We start from the raw sequence: 23,094 nt of genomic DNA, 5'->3' as shown, positions 1-23,094 counted from the left end.
TCTCAAAACGCGAAGAAGCTGGAGACAACACATGCGCATCCTGATTGCAGAAGACGACTTGGTCTTGGCCGACGGCCTGTTGCGCACCTTGCGTGCGTCGGGCGCCGCAGCTGACCATGTGGCCAGTGGCTCTGAAGCCGACGCCGCCCTCATGACCACCGATGAGTTTGACTTGCTCATCTTGGATTTGGGCCTCCCCAAAATGCACGGCCTTGAAGTGCTCAAGCGCTTGCGCTCACGCGGCTCATCTATTCCTGTGCTCATCCTCACCGCTGCTGACGGTGTGGAAGAGCGCGTCAAAGGTTTGGACTACGGCGCTGACGACTACATGGCCAAACCCTTCAGCTTGCAAGAGCTTGAAGCCCGCGTGCGCGCCCTCACGCGCCGCGGCATGGGTGGCACTTCGTCGTCCATCAAACACGGCCCACTGGTGTACGACCAAACCGGCCGCGTCGCCACCATTGACGGCAAGATGGTCGAGCTGTCTGCACGTGAACTCGGTTTGCTCGAAGTGCTGTTGCAACGCAGCGGCCGTTTGGTCAGCAAAGACCAGTTGGTCGAACGCCTGTGCGAATGGGGCGAAGAGGTCAGCAACAACGCCATTGAGGTGTACATCCACCGCCTGCGCAAGAAGATTGAAAAAGGCCCCATCCGCATTGCCACCGTGCGCGGCTTAGGCTACTGCCTCGAGAAAATTCCGGGCTAAACACGGCGCACTTGCATGGCAAAGCTGTTTAGGCGCGAGCAACACTCGCTATTTGGCGAGATCCTGGATTGGATGCTCACGCCGCTGTTGCTGCTGTGGCCAGTCAGCTTGGCGCTCACTTGGCTGGTGGCGCAAAACATTGCGGGCCGCCCGTTTGACCGTGGTTTGGAATACAACGTGCAGGCCCTCGCGCAGCTCGTCAAGAGCGACCAAACGCGCATGTATTTCAACTTGCCATTGCCTGCACGCGAAATTTTGCGTGCCGACGAAGCAGACTTGATTTACTACCAAGTGCTGGGTACGCGCGGCGAGTTTGTCAGTGGAGAGCGCGACTTTCCGCTGCCCCCAGACGAAGAACAACCCCTGCCAGGCGAAGTGCGCATTCGCGACGACGAAATGCGCGGCGCAGATGTGCGCGTGGCCTACACCTGGGTGCGCGTGGACATGCCCGGAGCAAAACCCGTACTGGTGCAAGTAGGTGAAACGCTTGAGAAGCGCTCCGTGCTGGCGACTGAAATTATCAAAGGCGTCATGCTGCCGCAGTTCGTCATCTTGCCGCTTGCGGTGTTGTTGGTGTGGCTCGCTTTGGCACGCGGTATCCGCCCGCTCAACAAACTCGAAGAGCGCATTCGCCTGCGCAAGCCCGATGACCTGAGCCCCCTCGACGAATCAGCCGTGCCGCAAGAAGTAGCGCCACTCGTGGCCTCCATCAACGACTTGCTCACACGACTCAAAGAATCCATCGCCACACAAAAACGCTTTTTGGCTGATGCAGCGCATCAACTGAAAACGCCACTGGCCGGATTGCGCATGCAGGCCGATTTGGCGCAACGCGCAGACTCGAGTGCGGATGAGCTGAAGCAATCGCTCAAGCTGATTGGCCGGGCCAGCATTCGCGCCACACACACGGTCAACCAACTGCTGTCTTTGGCCCGGGCCGAAAGCGGCAGCACCAACATTGCACGCAGCCCTTGCGATTTGGTCGAGTTGGTGAGCGATGTGATTCAAGACTCGCTGCCTCGCGCAATGGATAAATACATTGACCTTGGCTATGAAGGGGTCGAGTCAGGCAGCACGGGCGTGCGAGTGATGGGCAACCCCACGCTGCTCAAAGAAATGGTGCGCAACTTGGTGGACAACGCCATCAACTACACCCCGTCCTCGGAAGACAACCCCGGCGTGATCACCGTGCGGTTGTTGGCTGACAAATTTGGCAAAGTGGTGGTGTTGCAAGTCGAGGATTCTGGCCCTGGCATTCCAGAGGCCGAGCGCGACTTGGTATTCCAGCCCTTCTACCGTGCCTTGGGCACAGAGGCGGATGGCTCGGGACTGGGCCTACCCATCGTGTTGGAAATTGCGCATCAGCATGCGGCGGTGGTCACGTTGGAAGACGCTAGCCCCGGCAAACCGCTGCCCGGCGCACGCTTTTCAGTGCGTTTCTCCAACACACAAGCCTAAAGCCGAGCCTGCGCGCAAGGCTGTCTCAATCGGTCTCATTGAGACAAACAATCACCATCCTGAGAAATCTTGTCTATCATTCATGTCAATGAGTTTTTCTCATTCGATAGTTTTTATCAACCACCCAAAGGAAACCACATGTCTTTGATCAATACCCAAATCCAACCGTTCAAGAACCAAGCCTTCCACAACGGTAAGTTCGTTGAAATCACCGAAGCCACGCTCAAAGGCAAGTGGAACGTGTTCATCTTCATGCCAGCCGCTTTCACTTTCAACTGCCCAACAGAAATCGAAGACGCAGCTGACAACTATGCAGCGTTCCAAAAAGCCGGCGCTGAGGTGTACATCATCACCACCGACACTCACTTCTCACACAAAGTGTGGCACGAGACTTCTCCAGCCGTGGGCAAAGCTAAGTTCCCATTGATCGGTGACCCAACACACAAGTTGACACGCGCTTTTGGCGTGCACATCGAAGAAGACGGCCTGGCATTGCGCGGCACTTTCGTGATCAACCCAGAAGGCATGATCAAGACCATGGAAATCCATTCCAACGAAATCGCTCGTGACGTGTCTGAAACACTGCGCAAGTTGACGGCTGCTCAATACACAGCCGCTAACCCAGGCCAAGTGTGCCCAGCGAAATGGAAAGAAGGCGCGAAGACTTTGGCTCCTTCCATCGACTTGGTCGGCAAGATCTAATTTTTGCCCCAGTTAAACCCTGCTGACGCAGGGCGATGATTGACAACACCTGCTAGCGCAGGTCGTTGAGCGCAGCGCACATTGGTACACCAGCGTGCGTTGTACTCAGCGAATCACCCCCCAACCTTTTAACCCACTAGGACAGCGCCATAAGCGCATGACCTTGAGTTAATGCACCCCGAAATAGGAGAACACCATGCTCGACGACGCACTCAAAGCACAACTTCAACAATACCTTGGCATGTTGCGCCAGCCCATCCGCTTGATCGCCTCACTCGACGACAGCGAAACCGGCAAAGACATGGGCGAGCTGCTCAGCACCATCGTTGGCTTGTCTGACAAAGTCACGCTCGACACCTCGGGTACCGATGCACGCAAGCCTTCGTTTGCTGTGGTTCGCGAAGGCGAAACTCAAGGCGTGCGCTTTGCTGGCTTGCCTCTCGGCCATGAGTTCACCTCGTTGGTGTTGGCCCTGTTGTGGACCGGCGGCCATCCACCCAAGGTGGAACAAGATGTGATTGACAGCATCAAGGCCCTTGATTCTGCGGATGGTGGCGACTTCAACTTTGAGGTCTACATGTCCCTGAGCTGCCACAACTGCCCAGACGTGGTGCAAGCACTCTCGCTCATGGCCATCGTCAACCCCAAGGTCAAGACCGTGGTGATCGAAGGCGGCGCATTCCAGAAGGAAGTGGAAGATCGCCAAATCATGGCCGTGCCCATGGTGTTCTTGAACGGCCAAGTGTTTGGCTCAGGTCGCATGAGTGTGGAAGAAATCGTGGCCAAGCTCGACACCAACGCCGCAGCACGCGACGCCGTGAAGATGAGCGAGAAAGCCCCTTACGACGTGTTGATCGTTGGCGGTGGCCCAGCCGGTGCAGCCGCCGCTGTGTATGCAGCCCGCAAAGGCATCCGCGTCGGCATCGCTGCTGAGCGCTTTGGCGGTCAGCTGAACGACACCATGTCGATTGAAAACTACATCTCAGTGCTCGAGACCAACGGTCCCAAACTCGCCGCTGACCTTGAAGCCCAAGTGCAGCACTACGGCGTGGACATCATGAACATGCAACGCGCCAGCAAAATTGTCTCTGCTGAACAAACCGGCGGCATGACCGAAGTGCACTTAGAAAACGGCGGCGTGCTCAAAGCCAAGAGCGTCATCTTGTCTACTGGCGCACGTTGGCGCAATGTGAACGTGCCCGGTGAAGCCGAGTACAAAAACAAAGGCGTGGCCTACTGCCCGCATTGCGATGGCCCCTTGTTCAAAGGCAAGCGCGTGTCCGTGATCGGCGGCGGTAACTCAGGCGTGGAAGCCGCCATTGATTTGGCTGGCCTCGTCGAACACGTGACGCTCATTGAATTTGCCGACCAGCTCAAAGCTGATGCCGTGTTGGTGAACAAGCTCAAGAGCTTGCCCAACGTGACCATCCATGCCAACGCACAAACCACCGAAATCACAGGCGCAGGCGGCAAGGTCAATGGCCTGAGCTACAAAGACCGCGCCACCGATGTGGTGCACCACATTGAGTTGGAAGGTGTGTTCGTGCAAATCGGTTTGGTGCCCAACACCGAGTTCTTGAAAGGCTCGTTGGAGCTGAGCAAGTTTGGCGAAATCGTGGTGGATGCCAAAGGCCACACCAGCATGCCCGGTGTGTTTGCTGCGGGTGACTGCACGACCGTGCCTTACAAGCAAATCATCATTGCAGCGGGCGAGGGTGCGAAGGCGGCTTTGTCAGCGTTTGATCACTTGATTCGCAACTGATCGTTAAGTCAGCTGCCAAGCCCAATGCATGTGTGTGCGTTGGGCTTTTTTATTTATGCATTAACGGGTCGCCTCAGACGCAGCTGGCTTGATGGTCAACAGATCTGGGTCCACTTGGTTTTCTACGCGATGCGGTTCCTGCACGGGCTTTGGACCTAAGCCTAAAAATCGCAAGCCACCATCGTTCCACAACCAGAACAAAAGGTTGATCGCGGCCAGGGCGTAGACCACGTTGCGCAGCAAGAATTTCGATTTCATAAAACCACCTTCGTTTGTTGAATTGGCACTAAACCGGCCGCACGCTCACCTCTGAGCTGCTGATGGCCTCTTGGCCTTGTTCGGTGTGCACCAGCATTGCGCCGGTGGCATCCACACCCCTTGCCACGCCGTGACGGCCATCGCTCAGGGTGACGTTCAAGTTGCTCAGTGCATCGCGGGCATTGAAAGCATTTTGCAGTGGTGCAAAGCCTGTGCGTTCAAACGCCAGCAAGGTGGCTAACAAGGGCTCTGCCACCTTCATCAAAGCTTCGGGTGCGGTGATGCCACTTTGCAGGTCTTGCAGGCCCAAGGGCGCGGTGGACAAGTCGTCAGCCACCGGCGGGGCGATGTTGATGCCTACGCCCACCACGCAATAACGACCTTGCTCACCGTTGTAGCTCATGCCCGTGGGCAAAGCCGTCTCGATCAAGATGCCCACCAACTTGCCCCAGCCCGTGGGGGTATCAGGGCGCTTCACCCACAAGTCGTTGGGCCACTTCAGGCGCACGCCTAGCTCACCCTGCGGATCTAGGCTCCGCGCCAGAGATAGGCCCACGGCCAAGGACAGGCCAGACCAATCGGTAGGTTTGAGCATCATCCCCAGCGAAAACATCAGTGAATGCCCAGCTTCACCGTGCCATTGGCGGCCTAAGCGGCCGCGGCCTGCGGTTTGGGTTTCGGCCACCAGCAGCACGGGTTCGGTTTGGCCAGCGCGTGCGCGGCGCATGAGCTCGGTGTTGGTGGAATCAATCTCTGGCAGCACCTCGACCGTCAAGCCTGGCTGCAAAGCAACCATCGCAAGCCAGAGGTCTTCAGCGGGCCAGATCATGCGGCTCAGGCCTTTTTAGATTTGGCCTTGTCGGCTTTCTTGGCCGACTTCTTTTTGTCGTCCTTATCTTTGGCATTAGCTGGTTTGCTTTTGGGCTTGTCTGCCTTTTTTGCCTTGTGCTTGTCGTCCTTCGGGAACTCCGAGGTGGAAGACAACAAAGTGCCACGGCACTTTTTCGCGCCACACCAGCAGGGGTATTCGAGCTTGAGCTCTTTGGTCATGGGCGCGTCGATGACCAAGCCGTAGTCGTAGTTCAGTTCTTCGCCGGCCTTGATGTCGCGGATGGCTTTGATGAACACGCGGCCGTTTTCTTCATCTGGCTCGCAGCTGGGCTTGCATGAGTGGTTGATCCAACGCGACGAGTTGCCGCCGTACTTGGCGTCAATCACATGCTTTTCATCGATGTGAAAGTAAAACGTGTGGTTGGGGTCGGTGGGATCGTGCGGGTGGCGGCGCAGCGCCTCTTTCCAGCTGATGATCTCGCCCACGTACTCAATGATGGTCTCGCCTTTGGCGAAGTCTGTCAGTGCGAAAACGCCCTTGCCATGCACGCCTGAGCGACGGGTTTGAATGCGACGGCCTTGGATGGGCGCGGGGGCTTGGGCAAGAGATTTTTTGGACACTGAATTTTTCTGTTAACTTTAATACGTACGCATGTGCGTGCGCGCGCATGGGCGCGCGTGCGCACGCGAGAGAACGAATTGTAGTGGTCAGTTTTTAAGGAACTTTGAAATGAGCAAAACCCTCGTGATTGCCGAAAAACCTTCGGTCGCGCAAGACATCGTGCGCGCACTCACGCCTGTGGCGGGGAAGTTCGAAAAACACGACGATCACTTTGAGAGCGACACCTATGTCGTCTCCAGTGCCGTGGGCCATTTGGTGGAAATCCAAGCGCCCGAAGAATTCGACGTCAAGCGCGGCAAGTGGAGCTTTGCCAACCTGCCCGTGATCCCACCCTTCTTCGACTTGAAGCCCGTCGAGAAAACCAAGAGCCGCTTGAACGCGGTGGTGAAGCTGGCCAAGCGCAAAGACGTGACTGCCCTCATCAATGCCTGTGACGCGGGCCGCGAAGGTGAATTGATCTTCCGTTTGATCGAGCAGTACGCAGGCGGCAAAAAGCCACTCGACAAACCTGTGAAGCGCCTGTGGTTGCAGTCGATGACGCCGCAAGCCATTCGTGATGGTTTTGACTCTTTACGGACCCAACAACAAATGCAAGGCTTGGCCGACGCAGCACGCAGCCGTTCGGAAGCCGACTGGCTGGTGGGTATCAACGGCACGCGTGCCTTGACTGCCTTCAACTCACGCGAGGGTGGCTTCTTCTTGACCACCGTGGGCCGTGTGCAAACGCCTACGCTGTCGGTGGTGGTGGAGCGCGAAGAACAAATTCGCAAGTTCATCAGCCGCGACTATTGGGAAATTCACGCGTCATTCCAAGTTGCTGCAGGCGCTTACCCCGCCAAGTGGTTCAACCCCGAGCACAAAAAAGACGCCGAAGACGGCGAGAAAAAACACGACCGCGTGTGGAGCGAAGCCGAAGCCTTGGCCATTGCTGACGCCGTGCGCAACCAGCAAGCCACCGTCACCGAAGAGAGCAAACCCACCACCAAAGCCAGCCCCGGTTTGTTTGACCTGACCTCGCTACAACGCGAAGCCAACGGCCGCTTTGGCTTCTCTGCCAAAACCACTTTGGCCCTCGCGCAAAGTTTGTACGAGCGCCACAAAGCGCTGACCTACCCTCGTACCGATTCACGCCACTTGCCTGAAGACTACGTGTCGGTAGTGAAAGACACCTTCACCATGTTGGCCGACAGTGGCATGAAGCACCTCGAACAACACGCCACCGTCGCGCTGAACAACAACTACGTGCGCAAACTGCCACGCGTGTTTGACAACAAAAAGGTCAGTGATCACTTTGCGATCATCCCCACCTTGCAAGCGCCTAGCGGTTTGTCTGAAGCCGAACAAAAGCTGTACGACTTGGTGGTGCGCCGCTTCATGGCGGTGTTCTTCCCGAGTGCTGAATACATGGTGACCACACGCATCAGCACAGTCAAAGCCGCTGGCAAAGAGCACAACTTCCGCACCGAAGGCAAAGTGTTGGTCAACGCCGGATGGATGGCCGTGTACGGCAAAGACGCCGCGCAAGAGGCCTCTGACAACGAAGAAGACGGCAAAACCCTCGTCGCTTTGAAAGCAGGCGAAGCGGCTAAGAACGAATCAGCCGACGCCAAAGGCCTGAAAACCCGCCCACCTGCCCGCTACAGCGAAGCCACGTTGCTGGGCGCGATGGAAGGCGCAGGCAAACTGGTGGAAGACGACGAGTTCCGCGAAGCCATGCAAGAAAAAGGCTTGGGCACACCCGCCACACGTGCGGCCATCATCGAAGGCTTGTTGAATGAGAAATACATCATCCGCGATGGCCGCGAGATGATTCCCACCGCCAAAGCCTTCCAGCTGTTCACGCTGCTGCGTGGCTTGGGCGTGGAAGAGTTGTCCAAGCCCGAACTCACAGGCGGCTGGGAACACAAACTCTCGCTCATGGAACACGGCCAACTCAGCCGCGAAGAATTCATGCGCGAAATTGCCGAGATGACTGAGCACATCGTCAAGAAGGCCAAAGAGTTTGACCGCGACACCATCCCCGGTGACTACGCCACCCTCAAAACACCCTGCCCCAAGTGCGGCGGCGTGGTGAAAGAAAACTACCGTCGATACGCCTGCGTAGGCAAAGACGGCAGCGCGTCTGACTCGGGCGAAAACGGCGCAGGTTGTGGCTTCTCCATCAGCAAAATTCCGGGCGGCCGCACGTTTGATGCGGCTGAAGTGGAAGAATTTTTGACCAACAAAAAGATTGGCCCACTTGATGGCTTTCGCTCCAAAGCGGGCTGGCCGTTCACGGCTGAGATCGCCCTCAAGTACAGCGAGGAAGACCAAAACTGGAAACTCGAATTCGACTTCGGTGATGACGGCGCAGACTCCGGCGAAATCGTGGAGTTCAGTGATGCACCCGCTTTGGGCAACTGCCCCAAGTGCGGCAGCCCCGTTCACGAACACGGCAGCAATTACGTGTGTAGCAAGGCTGTGCCCACGCACGCACAAGCCACACCGAGCTGCGACTTTAAGAGTGGCAAGATCATCTTGCAGCAGCCCGTCGAGCGTGAGCAAATGACCAAGCTGTTGTCTGAGGGCAAAACCGACTTGCTCGACAAGTTTGTGTCCATGCGCACACGCCGTTCGTTCAAGGCCTTCTTGCAATGGGATGCCGAAGCCGGCAAGGTGAACTTTGCGTTTGAACCCCGCGTGAGCAAGTACCCGCCCAAGGGCGGCAAGACGCCCACGACCAACGCGCTCATCAAAGCGGCTGGTAAAAAAGTACCCGCTAAAACGACTAAGGCCACCAAAGCAAAAGCCGAAAAAGTAGCCAAGCCCAAAGCACCACGCAAAGTCACCGCGGGCTATCTGCCCAGCGCTGACCTAGCCAACGTGATTGGCGCAGAAGCCGTGGCCCGCACCGAGGTGATCAAAAAGCTGTGGGACTACATCAAGGCCAACGGCTTGCAAGACGCCACCAACAAACGCGCCATCAACGCGGACGCCAAACTCAAACCCGTGTTCGGCAAAGACCAAGTCACCATGTTTGAACTGGCAGGCATTGCTGGCAAACACCTGCGACCCATCGGCGAGTAATTGAGCATGACCGTCCACGCCAAACCCATGATTGCCACGCCGCAAGCGATGCACTTTGCGGAAGCCTTGCAGCTGCAAAGTGGCGCAAGTGTGCGCGACTACACGCTGGCCTACGAGACCTACGGCACGCTCAATGCTGACCGCTCCAACGCGGTGCTGGTGTGCCACGCGCTTAACGCCTCGCACCACGTCGCTGGTGTGTACGAAGGCCAAGACAAGAGCGAAGGCTGGTGGGACAACATGATTGGCCCAGGCAAGCCTGTGGACACCAACCACTTCTTTGTGATTGGCGTGAACAACCTTGGCTCTTGCTTTGGTTCGACCGGCCCCATGCACACCCACCCCGACACGGGCAAGGTGTACGGCGCGGACTTCCCCGTGGTGACGGTGGAAGACTGGGTGAACGCACAAGCCTTGTTGCTCGACCGATTGGGCATCACCCAACTCGCCGCCGTTTTGGGTGGCAGCTTGGGCGGCATGCAAGCGCTGAGTTGGACGCTGCAATACCCAGACCGCGTGCGACACGCCGTGGTGGTGGCAAGTGCGCCCAACCTGACGGCTGAGAACATCGCCTTCAACGAAGTGGCGCGTCGCGCCATCGTGACCGACCCTGACTTTCATGGCGGCCACTTTTATGAGCACGGCGTTGTGCCGCAACGCGGCTTGCGCATCGCCCGCATGGTGGGCCACATCACGTATCTGAGCGACGATGTGATGAACGAGAAATTCGGTAGAGAGTTACGTGATGCAGTCGTTGGCAGCGCCACGGGCTACAAGTACTCCACGCAAGACGTGGAGTTTCAAATCGAAAGCTACCTGCGCTACCAAGGCGACAAGTTCAGCGAGTACTTTGATGCCAACACCTATTTGCTCATCACCCGTGCGCTGGACTACTTTGACCCTGCACGCACCTACGGCGGCGATTTGTCGGCAGCATTTGCGCGCACAGCCGCTAAGTTTCTGTTGGTGAGCTTCACCACCGATTGGCGCTTCTCACCCGCACGCAGCCGCGAGATGGTGCAAGCCTTGCTCAACAACCAACGCGATGTGAGCTACGCCGAAATTGACGCGCCGCATGGCCACGATGCGTTCTTGCTGGACGACGCCCGCTACATGAATGTGGTGCGCTCTTACTTCACGCGCATCAACGATGAACTGGCCACGCCAGTGGCTCAAATCGCACACACCGGAGTTGCCGCATGACCCACGACAACTTGAAAGCCATTGCCGCCCTCGTGCCCCAAGGCAGCCGCGTGCTCGACCTCGGCTGTGGCGACGGCGCTTTGCTGGCCCACTTGCAACAACACAAAGGCTGCACCGGTTACGGCGTGGAGCTAGACGACACCAATGTGCACGCCTGCGTGCAACGTGGCGTGAACGTGCTGCAACTCAACCTCGATTTGGGCTTGAGCGTGTTTGCCGACCAATCGTTTGATGTGGTGCTGCAAATCGACACCTTACAACACTTGCGCAACGCCGAAACCATGCTGCGCGAAACCGCACGCGTGGGCAAAACCGGTATCGTCGCCTTCCCCAACTTTGGCCACTGGCCCAACCGCCTGAGCATTTTGCAAGGGCGCATGCCCGTGACCAAGCGCTTGCCCTACCAGTGGTACGACACGCCCAATATCCGTGTTGGCACGTTCAAAGACTTTGAAGTGCTGGCTGAGAAAAATGGTTTGCAAGTGACGCGCGCCTTTGGCCTGCAAGATGGCCAACGCGTGGATATGTGGCCAAACTTGATGGCAGGGACGGCCGTGTTTAAGTTTGAGCGCTCATAAACGTCTATTTACCTAGCGGCCTCCTACACAGGCCACAACCACAGCGCCTTCGCAGCCTTGGGACGCTAGGGCCGTGGGACGCTTCTAGCTAACGCTAGGCTGCGCCAAAGTCAGCAGGGTCAAAGCACCTAGAGCGGCTGTTTCAGCGCGTAGCACGCGGTCGCCCAAACTTAACGCCACAAAGCCTTTGGCACGGGCTGCGGCATCTTCTGCATCGGTCAAGCCACCCTCTGGGCCGTTCAGCAGCACCCAAGTCTTGGCAGCAACTGCTCCACCGTGCATGGTGGTCAAAGGCTGCGTACTCGCGTGCAGCGACAACACCCCATGCACCCTATCCGCCTGAGCGGTTTGTCGCGCCAACCAAGCCTCTAAACGCTCAGGCGCGTCAATCACAGGCACACGATTGCGGCCACACTGCTCGCTCGCGCTTGCAGCCACAGCCTGCCAATGTGCTTGTTTCTTCTCCGCGCGTTCGCCCGTCAGGCGAATCACGCTGCGCTCGGTCATCAAGGGGGTGATGCGATGCACGCCCAGCTCGGTGGCTTTTTCCACCAGCCAATCCATGCGCTCATTGGCAGGCATACCCACGGCGAGGTGCACTTGGCACACGGCTTCGCACTCCACGTCTCGGTGCTCGCCCACGACCACACGCACATCACTGCGGCCCATGTGTTGCACTTCGGCGCTGAACTCGCCGCCTTCGCCGTTGAACAGGGTCAAGGTATGGCCGGGCTGCATGCGCAGCACTTGCACATGACGGGCAGCCGTCGGTGGCAAATCCACCACTTGGCCAGACACCAAAGGCAGCGGGCAATAAAAGCGGGCCATCCTTAGCCCCGCCCGCCGGGCGTGAGGCGTGGGAAGGCCAAGCTGATGGCGGGCTCTGTGCCTTCAATCTTGTCAATCAAACGCAGCAGGGGCGTCAGCTCTGTGTAGCGGCTGGCGGTGGAACGGATGTAGTTGATGAAGCGCGGCGCATCGGCCAAGTACTTGGGCTTGCCGTCGCGTAAGGTGAGGCGCGCAAAGATGCCAGCCACTTTGAGGTGGCGTTGCAGGCCCATCCACTCTACGGCGCGGTAGAACGCACCGAAATCGTTGTGCCAGTCTTCAAAGTCCATCAGGCCGAGTTTGCGGGCACGTTCCCAATAGCGAATGGTCACGTCCAAAACCACGTCTTCTTCCCACGTCAAAAACGCGTCGCGCATGAGGCTGGCGATGTCGTAGGTCACGGGGCCATAGACCGCGTCTTGGAAGTCGAGCACGCCCAAGCGTTGCTCAGCTGGGTCATGCGGCATCATCAAATTTCGCGGCATGAAGTCGCGGTGCACGTACACACTGGGTGCGGCCAGGTTGCGTTGCACGATGGTTTGGAAGGTTTTGTCCAACATTTCGCGCTGGGTACTGTCGATTTGCAGTTGGCGGTGCTGGGTGAGGTACCAGTCAGGGAACAGCGACAGTTCGCGCTGCAACAAGGCCTCGTCATACGCAGGCAACACGCCGGGGCGGCTACTTTGTTGCAGCATCAACAGCGCATCCACCGCACGCATGTACAAGCCGTGGTTGGCTTGCGGGTCGTCACGGTTGATGACGTCCATCATGGTTTGCGAGCCAATGTCGTCCAGCAACATGAAGCCCTGGGGCTCATCCCACGCCAAGATGCGCGGGGCATACAAGCCTGCGTCGAGCATCAGGCGGGCGATGCGTACAAAGGGCTCGCAATTTTCTTTATCGGGCGGCGCATCCATCACGATGCACGAACCTTGAGCTGTATCGACACGGAAATAGCGCCGAAAGCTGGCATCTGCCGAGGCGGCTCGCACAGTGACGGGCAGCACGCCGTGGGCGCTGGCTTGGGCTTCTAGCCATTGATGAAAGGCGGCTTGGCGTTCGGGCTGAGCCCATTCGATGGGAGGATGCAAAGACATGTGGGGAGATGTGGCCAAAGGCTCGGAAATAGTGGGTGTGCTCATGGATAATCTAAATTCTACAAACCGCCCCAAGTGCCCCGACTTTTCGGGCTTCGCTACTTTCTGGGTCGTTCAATCGAAGGTCTTTCCCTTTTCATGCAGTTGCCTGATTTTCACCGCCAAATTTATGCCTTGTCATGGCTGGTGATGAGCGTGCTCAGTGGCAATGCTGTCGCGCAAAGCCAAGTATCCGGTACACCGCCCCTCGTGCTTCGTTCGAGCAGCTTATTGGAAGAGGCGTTCCCACAAGCGTCGCGCAAAGAACTCCCAACATTTTTGCAAAGTGACTCGCTGAATGAGCGCACCAACCAGCAAACCTTACTTAATGGACAAGTGGTCTTACGACGTGGCGAGCTTTTGTTAAAAGCCGACAAAGTCGATTACAACCAAGTGAGCGACCTTGCCAAAGCCAGAGGTAATGTTTACATCAACTTATCTGGAAACGTTTACCAAGGGCCTGCGCTTGATTTGAATTTGGATGCATTTGAAGGATTCTTCACTCAACCCAACTACAAACTCTTAAAGAACAGCGCTTACGGCTCGGCGGACCGTATCGACTTTATTGACGAGGCGCATACGGTGATGCACAACGCCAACTTCACCACTTGTCAGCGCAAACCTGGCCCAGACTGGGTACCCGATTGGTTCTTCAAAGGCGACAAAATTTCCATTGATACAGACCGTAACACGGGTCTCGTTGAAGGGGCTTCCGTTCGATTCAAAGGCGTGCCCATCCTCCCTGTTCCAGAAATGGAATTTCCGCTCAATGATGAGCGTAAATCAGGTTTGCTGCCTCCCAACATTGGTGTGGACAACATTGGTGGTCTCGAATACACGCAGCCTTACTACTGGAATCTCGCCCCCAACCGCGACATCACTTTCACGCCCACCTACTGGAGCAAACGTGGCGTTAATTTAAGTACCGAGCTGCGTTATTTAGAAGGCATGCCTCCACTCCCACCATTCCAGGGCGTGATGCGCTTTGACTACATGGAGAAAGACTCACTTCGTGACGACGCCCGTCGCTGGGGCATGAATTACGCGCATACTGGGTTGATCAACCCTTTCGTTGCTGGCGGCGGCCTAACTTTGAACCTCAACGTCAACCGAGTCAGCGACGACAACTATTGGAAAGACTTTTCACTCAGCAACTCTGCAGGCGCGCAACGCTTGCTTTCAAGCGATGCAGGTCTAACTTGGACCGATGGGTTTGTCACCACAGGCATTCGCGCGCAAAAATGGCAAACCTTGCAAGACTTGGCAAACACCAGCAACCGAATCACACCGCCGTTTGATCGTTTGCCACAGCTAACTGCTCGACTTCAGCGCTACAACCTAGCTGGTGGATTTGACTTCAGCGTAGACGGAGATTTCACACGCTTTTCCTCTGCGCGAGACATTGATTGCACAACTGCCTCCGCCAACAGCTCTAGCAAACTGTTTTACAACTGCGCCCCAAACGCAGATCGGGCCGTTTCATTGGTGCAACTCAGCAGACCTTTCGTGACACCTTACGGTTATGTCACACCAAAAATGCAAGTTCATAGTCGAAGCTATCAGTTCGACGGTGGCTTGAAGAACACGCTTTTTTACGATGGCCATCAAGGTCAAACCTCGGCAAGCGTCACCACGCCCACATTCAGTTTGGACGCAGGGATGGCCTTTGAGCGCAGCCAACGACTTTTCAGTCGAAATTGGACACAAACCCTTGAACCGCGTATTTTTTACGTCAATACACCTTATCGCGACCAAAACTACCTGCCCAACTATGACTCGGGTAGCAACGCATTTAACTTCGCCAGCATCTTTACAGAAAATGCATTCGGCGGTAACGACCGTATTTCTGACAGCAAATTGCTCACCGTGGGCGCAACGTCTCGCTTCATTGATCCCGAAACTGGCGCAGAGGGTGCGCGTTTCGGGTTAGCGCAGCGCTTGCGCATGCAAGAGCAAAAAGTTGTCATGCCTGATGATCCAACTGCCAAGGCTGGTCTGAGCGACATTTTGGCTGGAGCCTCACTGAACTTGTCTAGAGCTTGGGCCGTTGATTCAACTGTTCAATACAACCCGCATACCGATAACTATTTACGACGCGTCGTTGGCGGGCATTACAACCCTGGGTCCTATCGCGTCATCAATGCCGCCTGGCGAACAGAGAATGACGAATCTTCTAACGTTGTCTCCAAACAACTCGATCTGGGTTGGCAATGGCCGTTGCACGATTTATGGCGTGGCGTAGACAGCGATGACGGGCAAGGTCGCGGCCTAGGCGAAGGGCGCTGGTACAGCGTTGCGCGCATGAACTACGATTTAGTGACCAAGTCGGCCATTCAGTCTATCGTCGGTTTCGAATACGATGCAGGTTGCTGGCTGAGTCGAACTGTCATCGAACGCTTGCAAATTGCAGATGGCCTAGCGCGACAACGAATCTTGTTCCAGTTGGAGTTTGTTGGGTTTTCGCGTGCTGGCTTTAACGCATTAGGATCCTTACGTACCAACGTGCCCCGCTACCAACCTTTGCGTCAGCCAACGATGAACCCTAGCCGCTTTGGCAATTACGATTGATGTTGACCATGATATTGACACACACACGCTCTTACCTGACGGCAGTCATCCTGCTGTGCGCACTATCAGTCGGCGCTCAAACCCTGACCGAGGCAAAAATTGACGGGCGTGACTTCATCGTTGCCGTGGTTGACTCCGTTCCGATTACCAATCATGACGTACGCACGAGAGCGCCTCAATTGCGAGAGCAACTTAAGCAACAGGGACGTGCCATTCCCGAAGGCGAAGCTTTGTTGAAAGCTGCACTTGACCGTTTGATTGTTGAAAAGGCACTATTGCAGTTTGCAAAGGAAACTGGCGTCACCATTGAAGATGAAGCCGTCAGCCAAGCCGAACAGCGTCTTGCCGCGCAAAGTCAAATCACTGTCGCACAGCTCCATAAAAAGGCCATCACTGAAGGCTCAAGCGTCGATCGTCTCCAACAAAACTTACGCGACCAGCTCACGCTCCAACGACTAACGGAACGCAATGTACCAAGCCGCATCAAAATCAGTGACTCAGAAATTGATCAAGCGGTCCGCGAACGCCTGAATGCAAGTATGGGTACAAATCCAGACATAGAACTGGGTCATATTTTGATCGCAGTCCCTGAAAAAGCCAGCGATAGTGAGGTTGCTGCACTACAAAGCAAGGCCCAAACTGTTCTCGCTAATGCAAAGCGCGGTGATGATTTTGCGCGCTTGGCCAAAGATTTTTCCGACAGCCCTGACCGTGAAAAAGGTGGTCTCATGGGTCTGCGACCTGCAAGTCGCTACCCCACCCTCTTTGTTGAAGCCACAAACAAATTGGCAGTAGGTGACATCACCCTGATTCGTTCCGGCGCCGGCTTTCATGTTTTAAAACTGGTGACCAAGCGTGCAAGTAGTGTCGTCACTATTACACAAACACATGCACGCCATATTTTGCTTCGCCCAGGCGGCCAACTTAGCCAAACAACGGCGCGCGCGCAATTGGCTGATTACAAACGCCAAATCGAAGCGAGCAAGGCTGACTTTGCCAAACTTGCCCGCGAGCACTCGCAAGACGCCAGCGGTCCTGATGGCGGCGACTTAGGCTGGGTCTCGCCTGGCATGTTTGTGCCCGAATTTGAAGAGGTGATGAATAAGCTGCAACTAGGTCAAATCGCTGACCCCGTGATTTCGCGATTCGGTGTGCACTTGATACAAGTGCTCGAACGCCGTGAAGCACCGATCAGTGAACGTGAATTACGCGACATGGCTCGCGGTAGCCTGCGTGAAAAGAAATTCGAAGAAACCTACCAACTGTGGGCCCAAGAAGTGCGTGGCCGCGCCTATGTGGAATACCGCGACGCACCGCAATAAGCCGAGCCCACTTTGAAACACATTGCTCGCAAACGCTTCGGCCAACACTTTTTAACCGACGGCGCCATCATTGAAGGCATCGTTGACGCCATCAACCCGCAACCAAACGACCCTATGGTCGAAATTGGCCCAGGTCTAGCCGCCCTCACGCAGCCCTTGGTGGAGCGCTTAGGCAAGCTCAACGTCATTGAGCTCGACCGCGACTTGGCCGTTCGCCTGCGCGAGCACCCGCATCTCAATGTGATTGAGTCTGACGTGCTGCGCGTGGACTTCACACAATTAGCGACCACCCTTAACGTGCCCAAGCTGCGCGTGGTGGGCAACCTGCCGTACAACATCTCCTCGCCCATCCTCTTTCATTTACTTGAGCATGTGGCCGTGGTGCAAGACCAGCACTTCATGCTGCAAAAAGAGGTGATTGACCGCATGGTGGCCAAGCCCAGCACCAGCGACTACAGCCGCTTAAGCGTGATGCTGCAATGGCGCTACGACATGGAAGACGTGTTGTTTGTGCCACCCGAATCGTTTGACCCACCACCTCGCGTGGACAGTGCTGTGGTGCGCATGGTACCTGTGGCTCAGCCGCCGCAGATAGATGTCAAGCTGATGGAAGAAATGGTGAAAACCGCCTTCAGCCAACGGCGCAAACTGCTCCGCCACACCTTGGGCCGCTGGTTGGAAGGTCGCAACTTTGCGGGCAGCTTCGATGTACAACGCCGCGCAGAAGAAGTGCCTGTCGCTGAATACGTGGCACTGGTGCAAAGCCTTTAATTCATCGAACACCCAATAAAAAACCCGTCAGCAGCTGCCTGCGACGGGTTTTATTTTTGCGCTGCGCTGTAGCAGCGAACCCATTAGGCTGCTGTTTGCCAGTAGCCCGCATTGAACGGGCTACTCATGCGCAAAGCCATAGGCGACACGTCCACCAACTTGTCGGTTGGCATTTTTTCGCCTTCTTCCATCAACTCGATACCTTCAGCAGCCACACCCGCTTTTTCGGCAGAAGGTGCACGCGCTACAGAGAAAGAGTAGAAGCAACGGAACGCCACTTTGCGATCAGACCAGTAGTCTGCCGCTTCGCGGAAAATGTCTAACAGCTGTTCGCGGGCTTCTTTGTCGAACTTGGCATGCGCTGGAATGTGCTCCAACACCAAAATAAAGCCGGGCTGTGGGCCAGACTTGTGCAGCGGGTCGGTCATGCCGTCGTACAACGAGTCAAAGTTTTTGCTGGCAGTGGCTGCCAAATTGAACTCTTTGGAGATGATGTCCAAAATGTCTTGTTTGCTTTGGGCTTGAGCCAAATTCACATACAAAAAGTGGTGACCAAGGCCTTGAGCAGCCTCTTGCAAATCAGGCACGCGAAAAGCGCGGATGGACTGAACGATATTGGTTTTGACGGTACGCAAAGGCATGGAAATTAGCCGTTCTTAAAGCTTCTAAAGATTCAATGAATCTTCGGGTAAACCCGAAAATTTGGAAGCGCAAGTGTCTTCGAATTGAAACAAAAAAGCAAGGGGCCCACCAATTCTGAGGGCCCCTTAAAGGGTTATTTAATTAAAAATAACTAATTTTGATAGGAAAAACCTGTTTTATCTTGCTGCACTAGCGTCCGCCACAGTCAAAGCGGTCATGTTGACGATGCGGCGCACAGTGGTGCTCGCAGTCAAGATATGCACCGGCTTGGCTGCACCTAACAGCACTGGGCCAATGGCAATGTTGCCGCCAGCTGCTGTTTTGAGCAGGTTGTAGGCAATGTTGGCCGAGTCCAAATTAGGCAAGACCAGCAAATTGGCGTCGCCAATCAGCGTGGTGTCGGCCATCTGCGCTTCGCGTGCGTGGCCATCCAAGGCCACATCGCCATGCATTTCGCCATCAATCTCAAGCCACGGCGCTTTTTTCTTGACCAAGGCCAAGGTTTCGCGCATCTTGATGGCGGATGGCTGGTCGCTGCTACCGAAGTTGGAGTGCGACAGCAGGGCTGCCTTGGGCTGAATACCAAAGCGACGCATTTCTTCAGCCGCCATGACCGTGATTTCGGCCAATTGCTCAGCGGTTGGGTCGTAATTGATGTGTGTGTCGACCAAGAAAACTTGGCGATCAGGCAGGATGAGGCCGTTCATGGCCGCATAGGTACTCACCCCTTTGCGGTTGCCAATAACTTCGTTGACGTACTTCAAGTGGGTCAGTGGTGTACTCCACGTGCCGCAGATCAGCCCGTCGACCTCGCCTTTATGCAACATCATCGTGCCGATGAGCGAGAGACGGCGACGCATGTCGATCTTGGCCAATTGCTCGGTCACACCTTTGCGGGCGGTCATCTTGTAATAGGTTTGCCAAAAATCGCGGTAGCGGTGGTCTTGCTCAACGTTGACCACTTGGTAGTCAACGCCTTCTTTAAGGCGCAAGCCAAATTTCTCGATGCGCTGAGCAATTACCGCAGGACGACCGATCAAAGTGGGCTGGGCTAAGCCCTCGTCCACCACGATTTGCACCGCGCGCAACACGCGCTCTTCTTCGCCTTCGGCGAAACACACGCGCTTCTTAGTGGCGCGCTTGGCCGCTGCATAAATGGGTTTCATGATGGAACCCGAGGCATACACAAAACCTTGCAGCTTTTCAATGTAGGCTTCCATGTCTTGGATGGGGCGCGTGGCCACGCCGCTGTCTGCAGCAGCCTTAGCCACTGCAGGGGCAATCTTCATCATCAAGCGTGGGTCAAACGGTTTGGGGATGAGGTATTCAGGGCCAAAGGCCAGCGTCTCACCCGCGTAGGCAGCAGCCACCACTTCGCTTTGCTCAGCTTGTGCCAATTCAGCAATCGCATACACCGCGGCAATTTCCATCTCGTCGGTAATGGTGGACGCACCTGCATCCAAGGCACCGCGAAAGATGTAGGGGAAGCACAGGACGTTGTTCACTTGGTTGTGATAGTCGCTGCGACCCGTCGCGATGATGGCATCGTCACGCACCGCCTTCACTTCTTCGGGCGTGATCTCTGGATTGGGGTTGGCCAAAGCCATGATGATGGGGCTGGATGCCATCTTTTTCACCATGTCTGGTTTCAACACGCCACCTGCTGACAGACCCAAGAACACATCCGCGCCGTCGATGATGTCGCTCAAGGTGCGCGCATCGGTTTTTTGGGCGAATTGAATTTTGTCTTCGTCCATCAACTCGGTGCGGCCCTCATAGACCACGCCAGCCAAGTCGGTGACATAAATGTTTTTGCGAGGCATGCCCATTTTGAGCAACAAGCCCAAACAAGCCAAGGCCGCAGCGCCAGCGCCCGAGGTGACGAGCTTGACAGTTTTGATGTCTTTGCCAGCCACCTTGAGGCCGTTCAAAATCGCTGCGCCCACAGTAATAGCCGTGCCGTGTTGGTCATCGTGGAAGACTGGAATCTTCATGCGCTCGCGGAGCTTGCGCTCAACGTAGAAGCAGTCAGGCGCCTTGATGTCTTCAAGGTTGATGCCGCCGAAAGTGGGCTCGAGTGACGCAATGATGTCGACCAACTTGTCGAGGTTCTTTTCGTCAATTTCCAAGTCAAACACGTCGATGCCGGCAAACTTCTTAAACAGAACGCCTTTACCCTCCATCACGGGCTTAGAGGCCAATGGGCCAATGTCGCCCAAGCCCAACACGGCCGTGCCGTTGGTGATAACAGCCACCAAGTTGCCGCGACTGGTGTACTTGAAAGCGTTGTTGGGGTCTTTGACAATTTCTTCGCAAGGTGCAGCCACACCAGGGGAGTAAGCCAGCGCCAAATCGTGTTGGTTCACCAACTGCTTGGTTGCTTGAATCGACACTTTGCCTGGGGTGGGGAACTCGTGATACTCAAGTGCGGCTCGGCGTAATTCGGCGCGCGCTTCGGCGCTGTTGTGAGAGGCGTTGGAACTCATTGAAATCTCCTTGTGATGCAAAAGGCGGCATGCTTTGCAAAAGCACGCCGCCTGAGCTTGTGATTTCATTTTAGGCCTGTGTCTAGGGCGGTTTATGCGTGGATGTGCTTATGCAGGTGGCAATGGTTTTTACTTATTCGCAAAAGCAAACTTAAGCGGTCACCAACTTGGCTTGTTCGGCGCGACGTGAGGTTTGCGCACCACTCAAAATAAAGCCACGCACTTGGCCATGCACATCTATATATTGCCAGATACCGTCTTGCACGTTGACCCAGGCGCCTTGTATGCCAGGCAGTGCGGGGGCAACCAACAACGGTAAAGCTGGCGTTTTAATCGCCACTGGCATCAATGCAAATTGGACATCGGTGGGCGTGCCTGTCAATGTTTGGGCCAAGGCTCTGGCAGCCGCCATAATGGGCATCACATAGGGCATGGTGCGCGACACACCCGCGCTGGCACTGGCGTACTGCGTGTTGTCCCCCAAGGCATACACATACGGGGTACTGGTTTGCAACTGCGCGTTCACCACAATGCCGCGCTCAGTGGCCAAGCCCGCGGCTTGTGCCAAAGTCATGTCGGCACGCAGGCCCACCGCGCTCAACACCACATCCACCACAGCCGTTTGACCGCTGGCGAACGCCACCACATAGTCATCATTGACACGGTCAATCGACGAGGCCGATGTGCCAAAGTGCCAACGCACGCCTAGCGCTTCCAGTGATTCGCGCAGTTGAGTGCTCGCTTTGAGGGGCAAGAGAGACGCCAAAGGTGAAGCACCTGGATCCACCACCTCAACGACATAACCAGAGGCTGCCAAGTCATTGGCAAACTCGCAGCCAATCAGGCCCGCGCCAATGATGAGCACGCGAGCCTGCGGTTTGAGCTTGGCACGAAAGGTGGCGTAGTCGTCCAACGAATTGACCGACAGCACCTCAGTCGCGGCATTACCTGTGAAGCTCAAGCGGATCGCTTTTGCACCGGTCGCGAGAACCAATTGGCGGTAACCAAATGAACCCTTGCTTTGTGTGTGGACCTCTTGGGTCTGCACATCTATGCCGGTGACGTGTGTGTGTTGTAGCAGAGTAACGCCTAAGGTGGCCACCATTTTTTCGGCGTGTGTAGTGACCAACTGAGCGGCGGCTTTGCCTTGCACGAGCGCGTTGGAGAGCGTGGGTTTGGCATAAAAGTCGCCCGCATCCGCGGTGATCATCAATACTGGCGTGATGCTGTCAAGCTTGCGAAACTCGCGCACCGCCGACCAACCGGCGAGGCCCGAGCCCACGACCACCACTGGGCCATCTGGGTGACGTTGTGCAGTAATGGTGCGTCCTTAAAACTCAACCGCTTCAAAGTCAGCCTTGGCCACGCCGCAGTCTGGGCAGGCCCAGTCTTCGGGCACGTCTGCCCACTTGGTGCCCGACGCGATGCCGTCTTCAGGACGGCCGGCTTCTTCGCTGTACACAAAACCGCAAACAATGCAGATGAAAGATTTGAAATTGGCGTTACTCATGAGTGTTCCTTTTTGAAGTGAATGGTGTGTGGCTTAGGCAGCAGCCTTAACTTTGTTGAGCTGAGCTTGGTAATGGTTGGCGTGACGCTCTTCCACTTTGGCCAACGCAGCAAATCGCTTTTGGGCTTTCAACAACGTGGCGGTGAACTGCGCGGCGTGCGCTTTGGAATCTTCAATTTGTTCGTTCATCTCGGCCACCGCTGCCGCATGGCCTTCGGCCTCGGCAGTTTTGCGGAAGGTGGGGTACATCTCTGTGTACTCGTAGGTTTCACCGTCAATCGCAATTTGCAAAGCTTTGGCGGGCGTCATCTCTGCTTTTGGATAAAGCAAGTCAAGGTGACCAAAGGCATGCATGACTTCTTGATCGGCTGTTTCTTCAAATGTGCGGGCGGTTTCTTCGTCACCCATCTCGCGAGCCAACTTGGCAAAGTAGCGGTACTTGATATGAGCCATCGATTCGCCAGCAAAGGCCGCTTCGAGATTGGCCATGGTTTTGATTTCGGGGCGGGTTTGTGCAGTCATTTGAATTTCCTTCAGTTAACGAAATTAATCGGGACAGGAGGAATGATAGGTACAGTTAATTGATTTGGCCAATTGAGATTTCCTAAATCATTGATAGGGGCTATCGAGGGGTCTTGTCTGTCT

At 55.8% G+C, this 23,094-nt stretch carries 19 protein-coding genes and 1 pseudogene; 10 read left to right on the top strand and 10 right to left on the bottom strand.

Translation table 11 applies throughout. From position 1 onward, the window contains the following. Positions 1 to 31: 31 nt before the first annotated feature. The 4 genes from B9Z35_RS10620 to ahpF all read left to right on the top strand — a co-directional run bounded on the left by B9Z35_RS10620 (position 32) and on the right by ahpF (position 4,628). Positions 32 to 706 (top strand): response regulator transcription factor, encoded by a 675-nt coding sequence (locus B9Z35_RS10620; protein ID WP_108283676.1) that lies wholly within the window; start codon positions 32 to 34, stop codon positions 704 to 706. Positions 707 to 721: 15 nt separating this feature from the next. Beyond that, positions 722 to 2,164: a sensor histidine kinase gene (locus B9Z35_RS10615; protein ID WP_108283675.1), complete on the top strand. Its 1,443-nt coding sequence runs from the start codon at positions 722 to 724 to the stop codon at positions 2,162 to 2,164. Between the two features lie 138 nt (positions 2,165 to 2,302). Next, positions 2,303 to 2,866 (top strand): alkyl hydroperoxide reductase subunit C, encoded by a 564-nt coding sequence (gene ahpC, locus B9Z35_RS10610; RefSeq protein ID WP_104796950.1) that lies wholly within the window; start codon positions 2,303 to 2,305, stop codon positions 2,864 to 2,866. Between the two features lie 196 nt (positions 2,867 to 3,062). Continuing rightward, positions 3,063 to 4,628, top strand: coding sequence for an alkyl hydroperoxide reductase subunit F (gene ahpF, locus B9Z35_RS10605; RefSeq protein ID WP_108283674.1), 1,566 nt, complete (start codon positions 3,063 to 3,065; stop codon positions 4,626 to 4,628). Positions 4,629 to 4,688: 60 nt separating this feature from the next. Here the strand turns inward: ahpF and B9Z35_RS10600 are convergent, their stop codons facing one another. The 3 genes from B9Z35_RS10600 to B9Z35_RS10590 are packed head-to-tail and all read right to left on the bottom strand — an operon-like array spanning position 4,689 to position 6,338. Then, positions 4,689 to 4,886 (bottom strand): hypothetical protein, encoded by a 198-nt coding sequence (locus B9Z35_RS10600; protein WP_108283673.1) that lies wholly within the window; start codon positions 4,884 to 4,886, stop codon positions 4,689 to 4,691. Positions 4,887 to 4,914: 28 nt separating this feature from the next. Continuing rightward, positions 4,915 to 5,715 (bottom strand): biotin--[acetyl-CoA-carboxylase] ligase, encoded by an 801-nt coding sequence (locus B9Z35_RS10595; RefSeq protein WP_108283672.1) that lies wholly within the window; start codon positions 5,713 to 5,715, stop codon positions 4,915 to 4,917. Positions 5,716 to 5,720: 5 nt separating this feature from the next. After that, positions 5,721 to 6,338 carry an SET domain-containing protein gene (locus tag B9Z35_RS10590; protein ID WP_199219811.1) on the bottom strand — a complete coding sequence of 206 codons (618 nt, stop codon included), beginning with the start codon at positions 6,336 to 6,338 and terminating at the stop codon, positions 5,721 to 5,723. Positions 6,339 to 6,447: 109 nt separating this feature from the next. On the opposite strand from B9Z35_RS10590, the gene B9Z35_RS10585 reads away from it, so the two are divergent. The 3 genes from B9Z35_RS10585 to metW are packed head-to-tail and all read left to right on the top strand — an operon-like array spanning position 6,448 to position 11,186. Next, positions 6,448 to 9,405 (top strand): DNA topoisomerase III, encoded by a 2,958-nt coding sequence (locus tag B9Z35_RS10585; protein ID WP_108283671.1) that lies wholly within the window; start codon positions 6,448 to 6,450, stop codon positions 9,403 to 9,405. 6 nt (positions 9,406 to 9,411) lie between these two features. Continuing rightward, positions 9,412 to 10,608 (top strand): homoserine O-acetyltransferase, encoded by a 1,197-nt coding sequence (locus B9Z35_RS10580; protein WP_233246547.1) that lies wholly within the window; start codon positions 9,412 to 9,414, stop codon positions 10,606 to 10,608. Further along, on the top strand, positions 10,605 to 11,186 hold the full coding sequence (metW, locus tag B9Z35_RS10575; protein ID WP_108283670.1) for a methionine biosynthesis protein MetW: 582 nt from the start codon (positions 10,605 to 10,607) through the stop codon (positions 11,184 to 11,186). Before B9Z35_RS10580 ends, metW begins: the two co-directional genes overlap by 4 nt. A gap of 84 nt (positions 11,187 to 11,270) precedes the next feature. On the opposite strand, the gene B9Z35_RS10570 is transcribed toward metW, so the two are convergent. Both B9Z35_RS10570 and B9Z35_RS10565 read right to left on the bottom strand, forming a co-directional pair. Next, positions 11,271 to 12,014 (bottom strand): 16S rRNA (uracil(1498)-N(3))-methyltransferase, encoded by a 744-nt coding sequence (locus tag B9Z35_RS10570; protein WP_108283669.1) that lies wholly within the window; start codon positions 12,012 to 12,014, stop codon positions 11,271 to 11,273. 2 nt (positions 12,015 to 12,016) lie between these two features. Continuing rightward, positions 12,017 to 13,156: an aminoglycoside phosphotransferase family protein gene (locus B9Z35_RS10565; protein ID WP_370444126.1), complete on the bottom strand. Its 1,140-nt coding sequence runs from the start codon at positions 13,154 to 13,156 to the stop codon at positions 12,017 to 12,019. A 93-nt stretch (positions 13,157 to 13,249) separates the two neighbouring features. Here B9Z35_RS10565 and B9Z35_RS10560 point away from each other — a divergent pair, with 93 nt between their 5' ends. From B9Z35_RS10560 to rsmA, 3 genes are read left to right on the top strand one after another with little or no spacing between them, the layout of a single operon-like run. Beyond that, positions 13,250 to 15,718 carry an LPS-assembly protein LptD gene (locus tag B9Z35_RS10560; RefSeq protein WP_233246546.1) on the top strand — a complete coding sequence of 823 codons (2,469 nt, stop codon included), beginning with the start codon at positions 13,250 to 13,252 and terminating at the stop codon, positions 15,716 to 15,718. Positions 15,719 to 15,726: 8 nt separating this feature from the next. Further along, a complete protein-coding gene (locus B9Z35_RS10555; protein WP_158268142.1) occupies positions 15,727 to 17,040 on the top strand; it encodes a peptidylprolyl isomerase in 1,314 nt (437 codons plus the stop codon). Positions 17,041 to 17,052: 12 nt separating this feature from the next. Continuing rightward, a complete protein-coding gene (rsmA, locus tag B9Z35_RS10550; protein WP_108283667.1) occupies positions 17,053 to 17,811 on the top strand; it encodes a 16S rRNA (adenine(1518)-N(6)/adenine(1519)-N(6))-dimethyltransferase RsmA in 759 nt (252 codons plus the stop codon). 251 nt (positions 17,812 to 18,062) lie between these two features. On the opposite strand, the pseudogene B9Z35_RS10545 reads toward rsmA, so the two are convergent. The 5 genes and pseudogenes from B9Z35_RS10545 to B9Z35_RS10525 all read right to left on the bottom strand — a co-directional run. Further along, positions 18,063 to 18,452: pseudogene (locus B9Z35_RS10545) on the bottom strand (barstar family protein); the annotation flags it as partial. 177 nt (positions 18,453 to 18,629) lie between these two features. After that, positions 18,630 to 20,939, bottom strand: a complete 2,310-nt coding sequence (locus B9Z35_RS10540; protein WP_108283665.1) for an NADP-dependent malic enzyme — start codon at positions 20,937 to 20,939, stop codon at positions 18,630 to 18,632. 151 nt (positions 20,940 to 21,090) lie between these two features. After that, positions 21,091 to 22,221 carry an FAD-dependent oxidoreductase gene (locus tag B9Z35_RS10535; protein ID WP_233246545.1) on the bottom strand — a complete coding sequence of 377 codons (1,131 nt, stop codon included), beginning with the start codon at positions 22,219 to 22,221 and terminating at the stop codon, positions 21,091 to 21,093. A 48-nt stretch (positions 22,222 to 22,269) separates the two neighbouring features. Next, positions 22,270 to 22,449, bottom strand: coding sequence for a rubredoxin (locus B9Z35_RS10530; RefSeq protein WP_108283663.1), 180 nt, complete (start codon positions 22,447 to 22,449; stop codon positions 22,270 to 22,272). A 33-nt stretch (positions 22,450 to 22,482) separates the two neighbouring features. Beyond that, complete coding sequence (locus B9Z35_RS10525; RefSeq protein WP_108283662.1) at positions 22,483 to 22,971, bottom strand: rubrerythrin family protein; 489 nt, start codon at positions 22,969 to 22,971, stop codon at positions 22,483 to 22,485. Between the last annotated feature and the right edge of the window lie 123 nt (positions 22,972 to 23,094).

Source organism: Limnohabitans sp. Jir61, assembly GCF_003063545.1.
Classification (GTDB): Bacteria; Pseudomonadota; Gammaproteobacteria; order Burkholderiales; family Burkholderiaceae_C; genus Limnohabitans.
The sequence above is the reverse complement of the archived record's forward strand: the minus strand, read 5'-3'. Positions and strand labels throughout refer to the sequence as shown.

What these genes read in the sequence shown, in the direction of transcription:
- B9Z35_RS10615 (WP_108283675.1), top strand. Translation starts at nt 722, where the DNA reads ATGGCAAAGCTGTTTAGGCGCGAGCAACACTCGCTATTTGGCGAGATC.
- ahpF (WP_108283674.1), top strand. Translation starts at nt 3,063, where the DNA reads ATGCTCGACGACGCACTCAAAGCACAACTTCAACAATACCTTGGCATG.
- B9Z35_RS10585 (WP_108283671.1), top strand. Translation starts at nt 6,448, where the DNA reads ATGAGCAAAACCCTCGTGATTGCCGAAAAACCTTCGGTCGCGCAAGAC.
- metW (WP_108283670.1), top strand. Translation starts at nt 10,605, where the DNA reads ATGACCCACGACAACTTGAAAGCCATTGCCGCCCTCGTGCCCCAAGGC.
- B9Z35_RS10555 (WP_158268142.1), top strand. Translation starts at nt 15,727, where the DNA reads ATGATATTGACACACACACGCTCTTACCTGACGGCAGTCATCCTGCTG.
- B9Z35_RS10560 (WP_233246546.1), top strand. Translation starts at nt 13,250, where the DNA reads ATGCAGTTGCCTGATTTTCACCGCCAAATTTATGCCTTGTCATGGCTG.
- B9Z35_RS10525 (WP_108283662.1), bottom strand. Translation starts at nt 22,971, where the DNA reads ATGACTGCACAAACCCGCCCCGAAATCAAAACCATGGCCAATCTCGAA.
- B9Z35_RS10565 (WP_370444126.1), bottom strand. Translation starts at nt 13,156, where the DNA reads ATGAGCACACCCACTATTTCCGAGCCTTTGGCCACATCTCCCCACATG.
- B9Z35_RS10530 (WP_108283663.1), bottom strand. Translation starts at nt 22,449, where the DNA reads ATGAGTAACGCCAATTTCAAATCTTTCATCTGCATTGTTTGCGGTTTT.
- B9Z35_RS10540 (WP_108283665.1), bottom strand. Translation starts at nt 20,939, where the DNA reads ATGAGTTCCAACGCCTCTCACAACAGCGCCGAAGCGCGCGCCGAATTA.
- B9Z35_RS10620 (WP_108283676.1), top strand. Translation starts at nt 32, where the DNA reads ATGCGCATCCTGATTGCAGAAGACGACTTGGTCTTGGCCGACGGCCTG.
- ahpC (WP_104796950.1), top strand. Translation starts at nt 2,303, where the DNA reads ATGTCTTTGATCAATACCCAAATCCAACCGTTCAAGAACCAAGCCTTC.
- B9Z35_RS10570 (WP_108283669.1), bottom strand. Translation starts at nt 12,014, where the DNA reads ATGGCCCGCTTTTATTGCCCGCTGCCTTTGGTGTCTGGCCAAGTGGTG.
- B9Z35_RS10595 (WP_108283672.1), bottom strand. Translation starts at nt 5,715, where the DNA reads ATGATCTGGCCCGCTGAAGACCTCTGGCTTGCGATGGTTGCTTTGCAG.
- B9Z35_RS10600 (WP_108283673.1), bottom strand. Translation starts at nt 4,886, where the DNA reads ATGAAATCGAAATTCTTGCTGCGCAACGTGGTCTACGCCCTGGCCGCG.
- B9Z35_RS10580 (WP_233246547.1), top strand. Translation starts at nt 9,412, where the DNA reads ATGACCGTCCACGCCAAACCCATGATTGCCACGCCGCAAGCGATGCAC.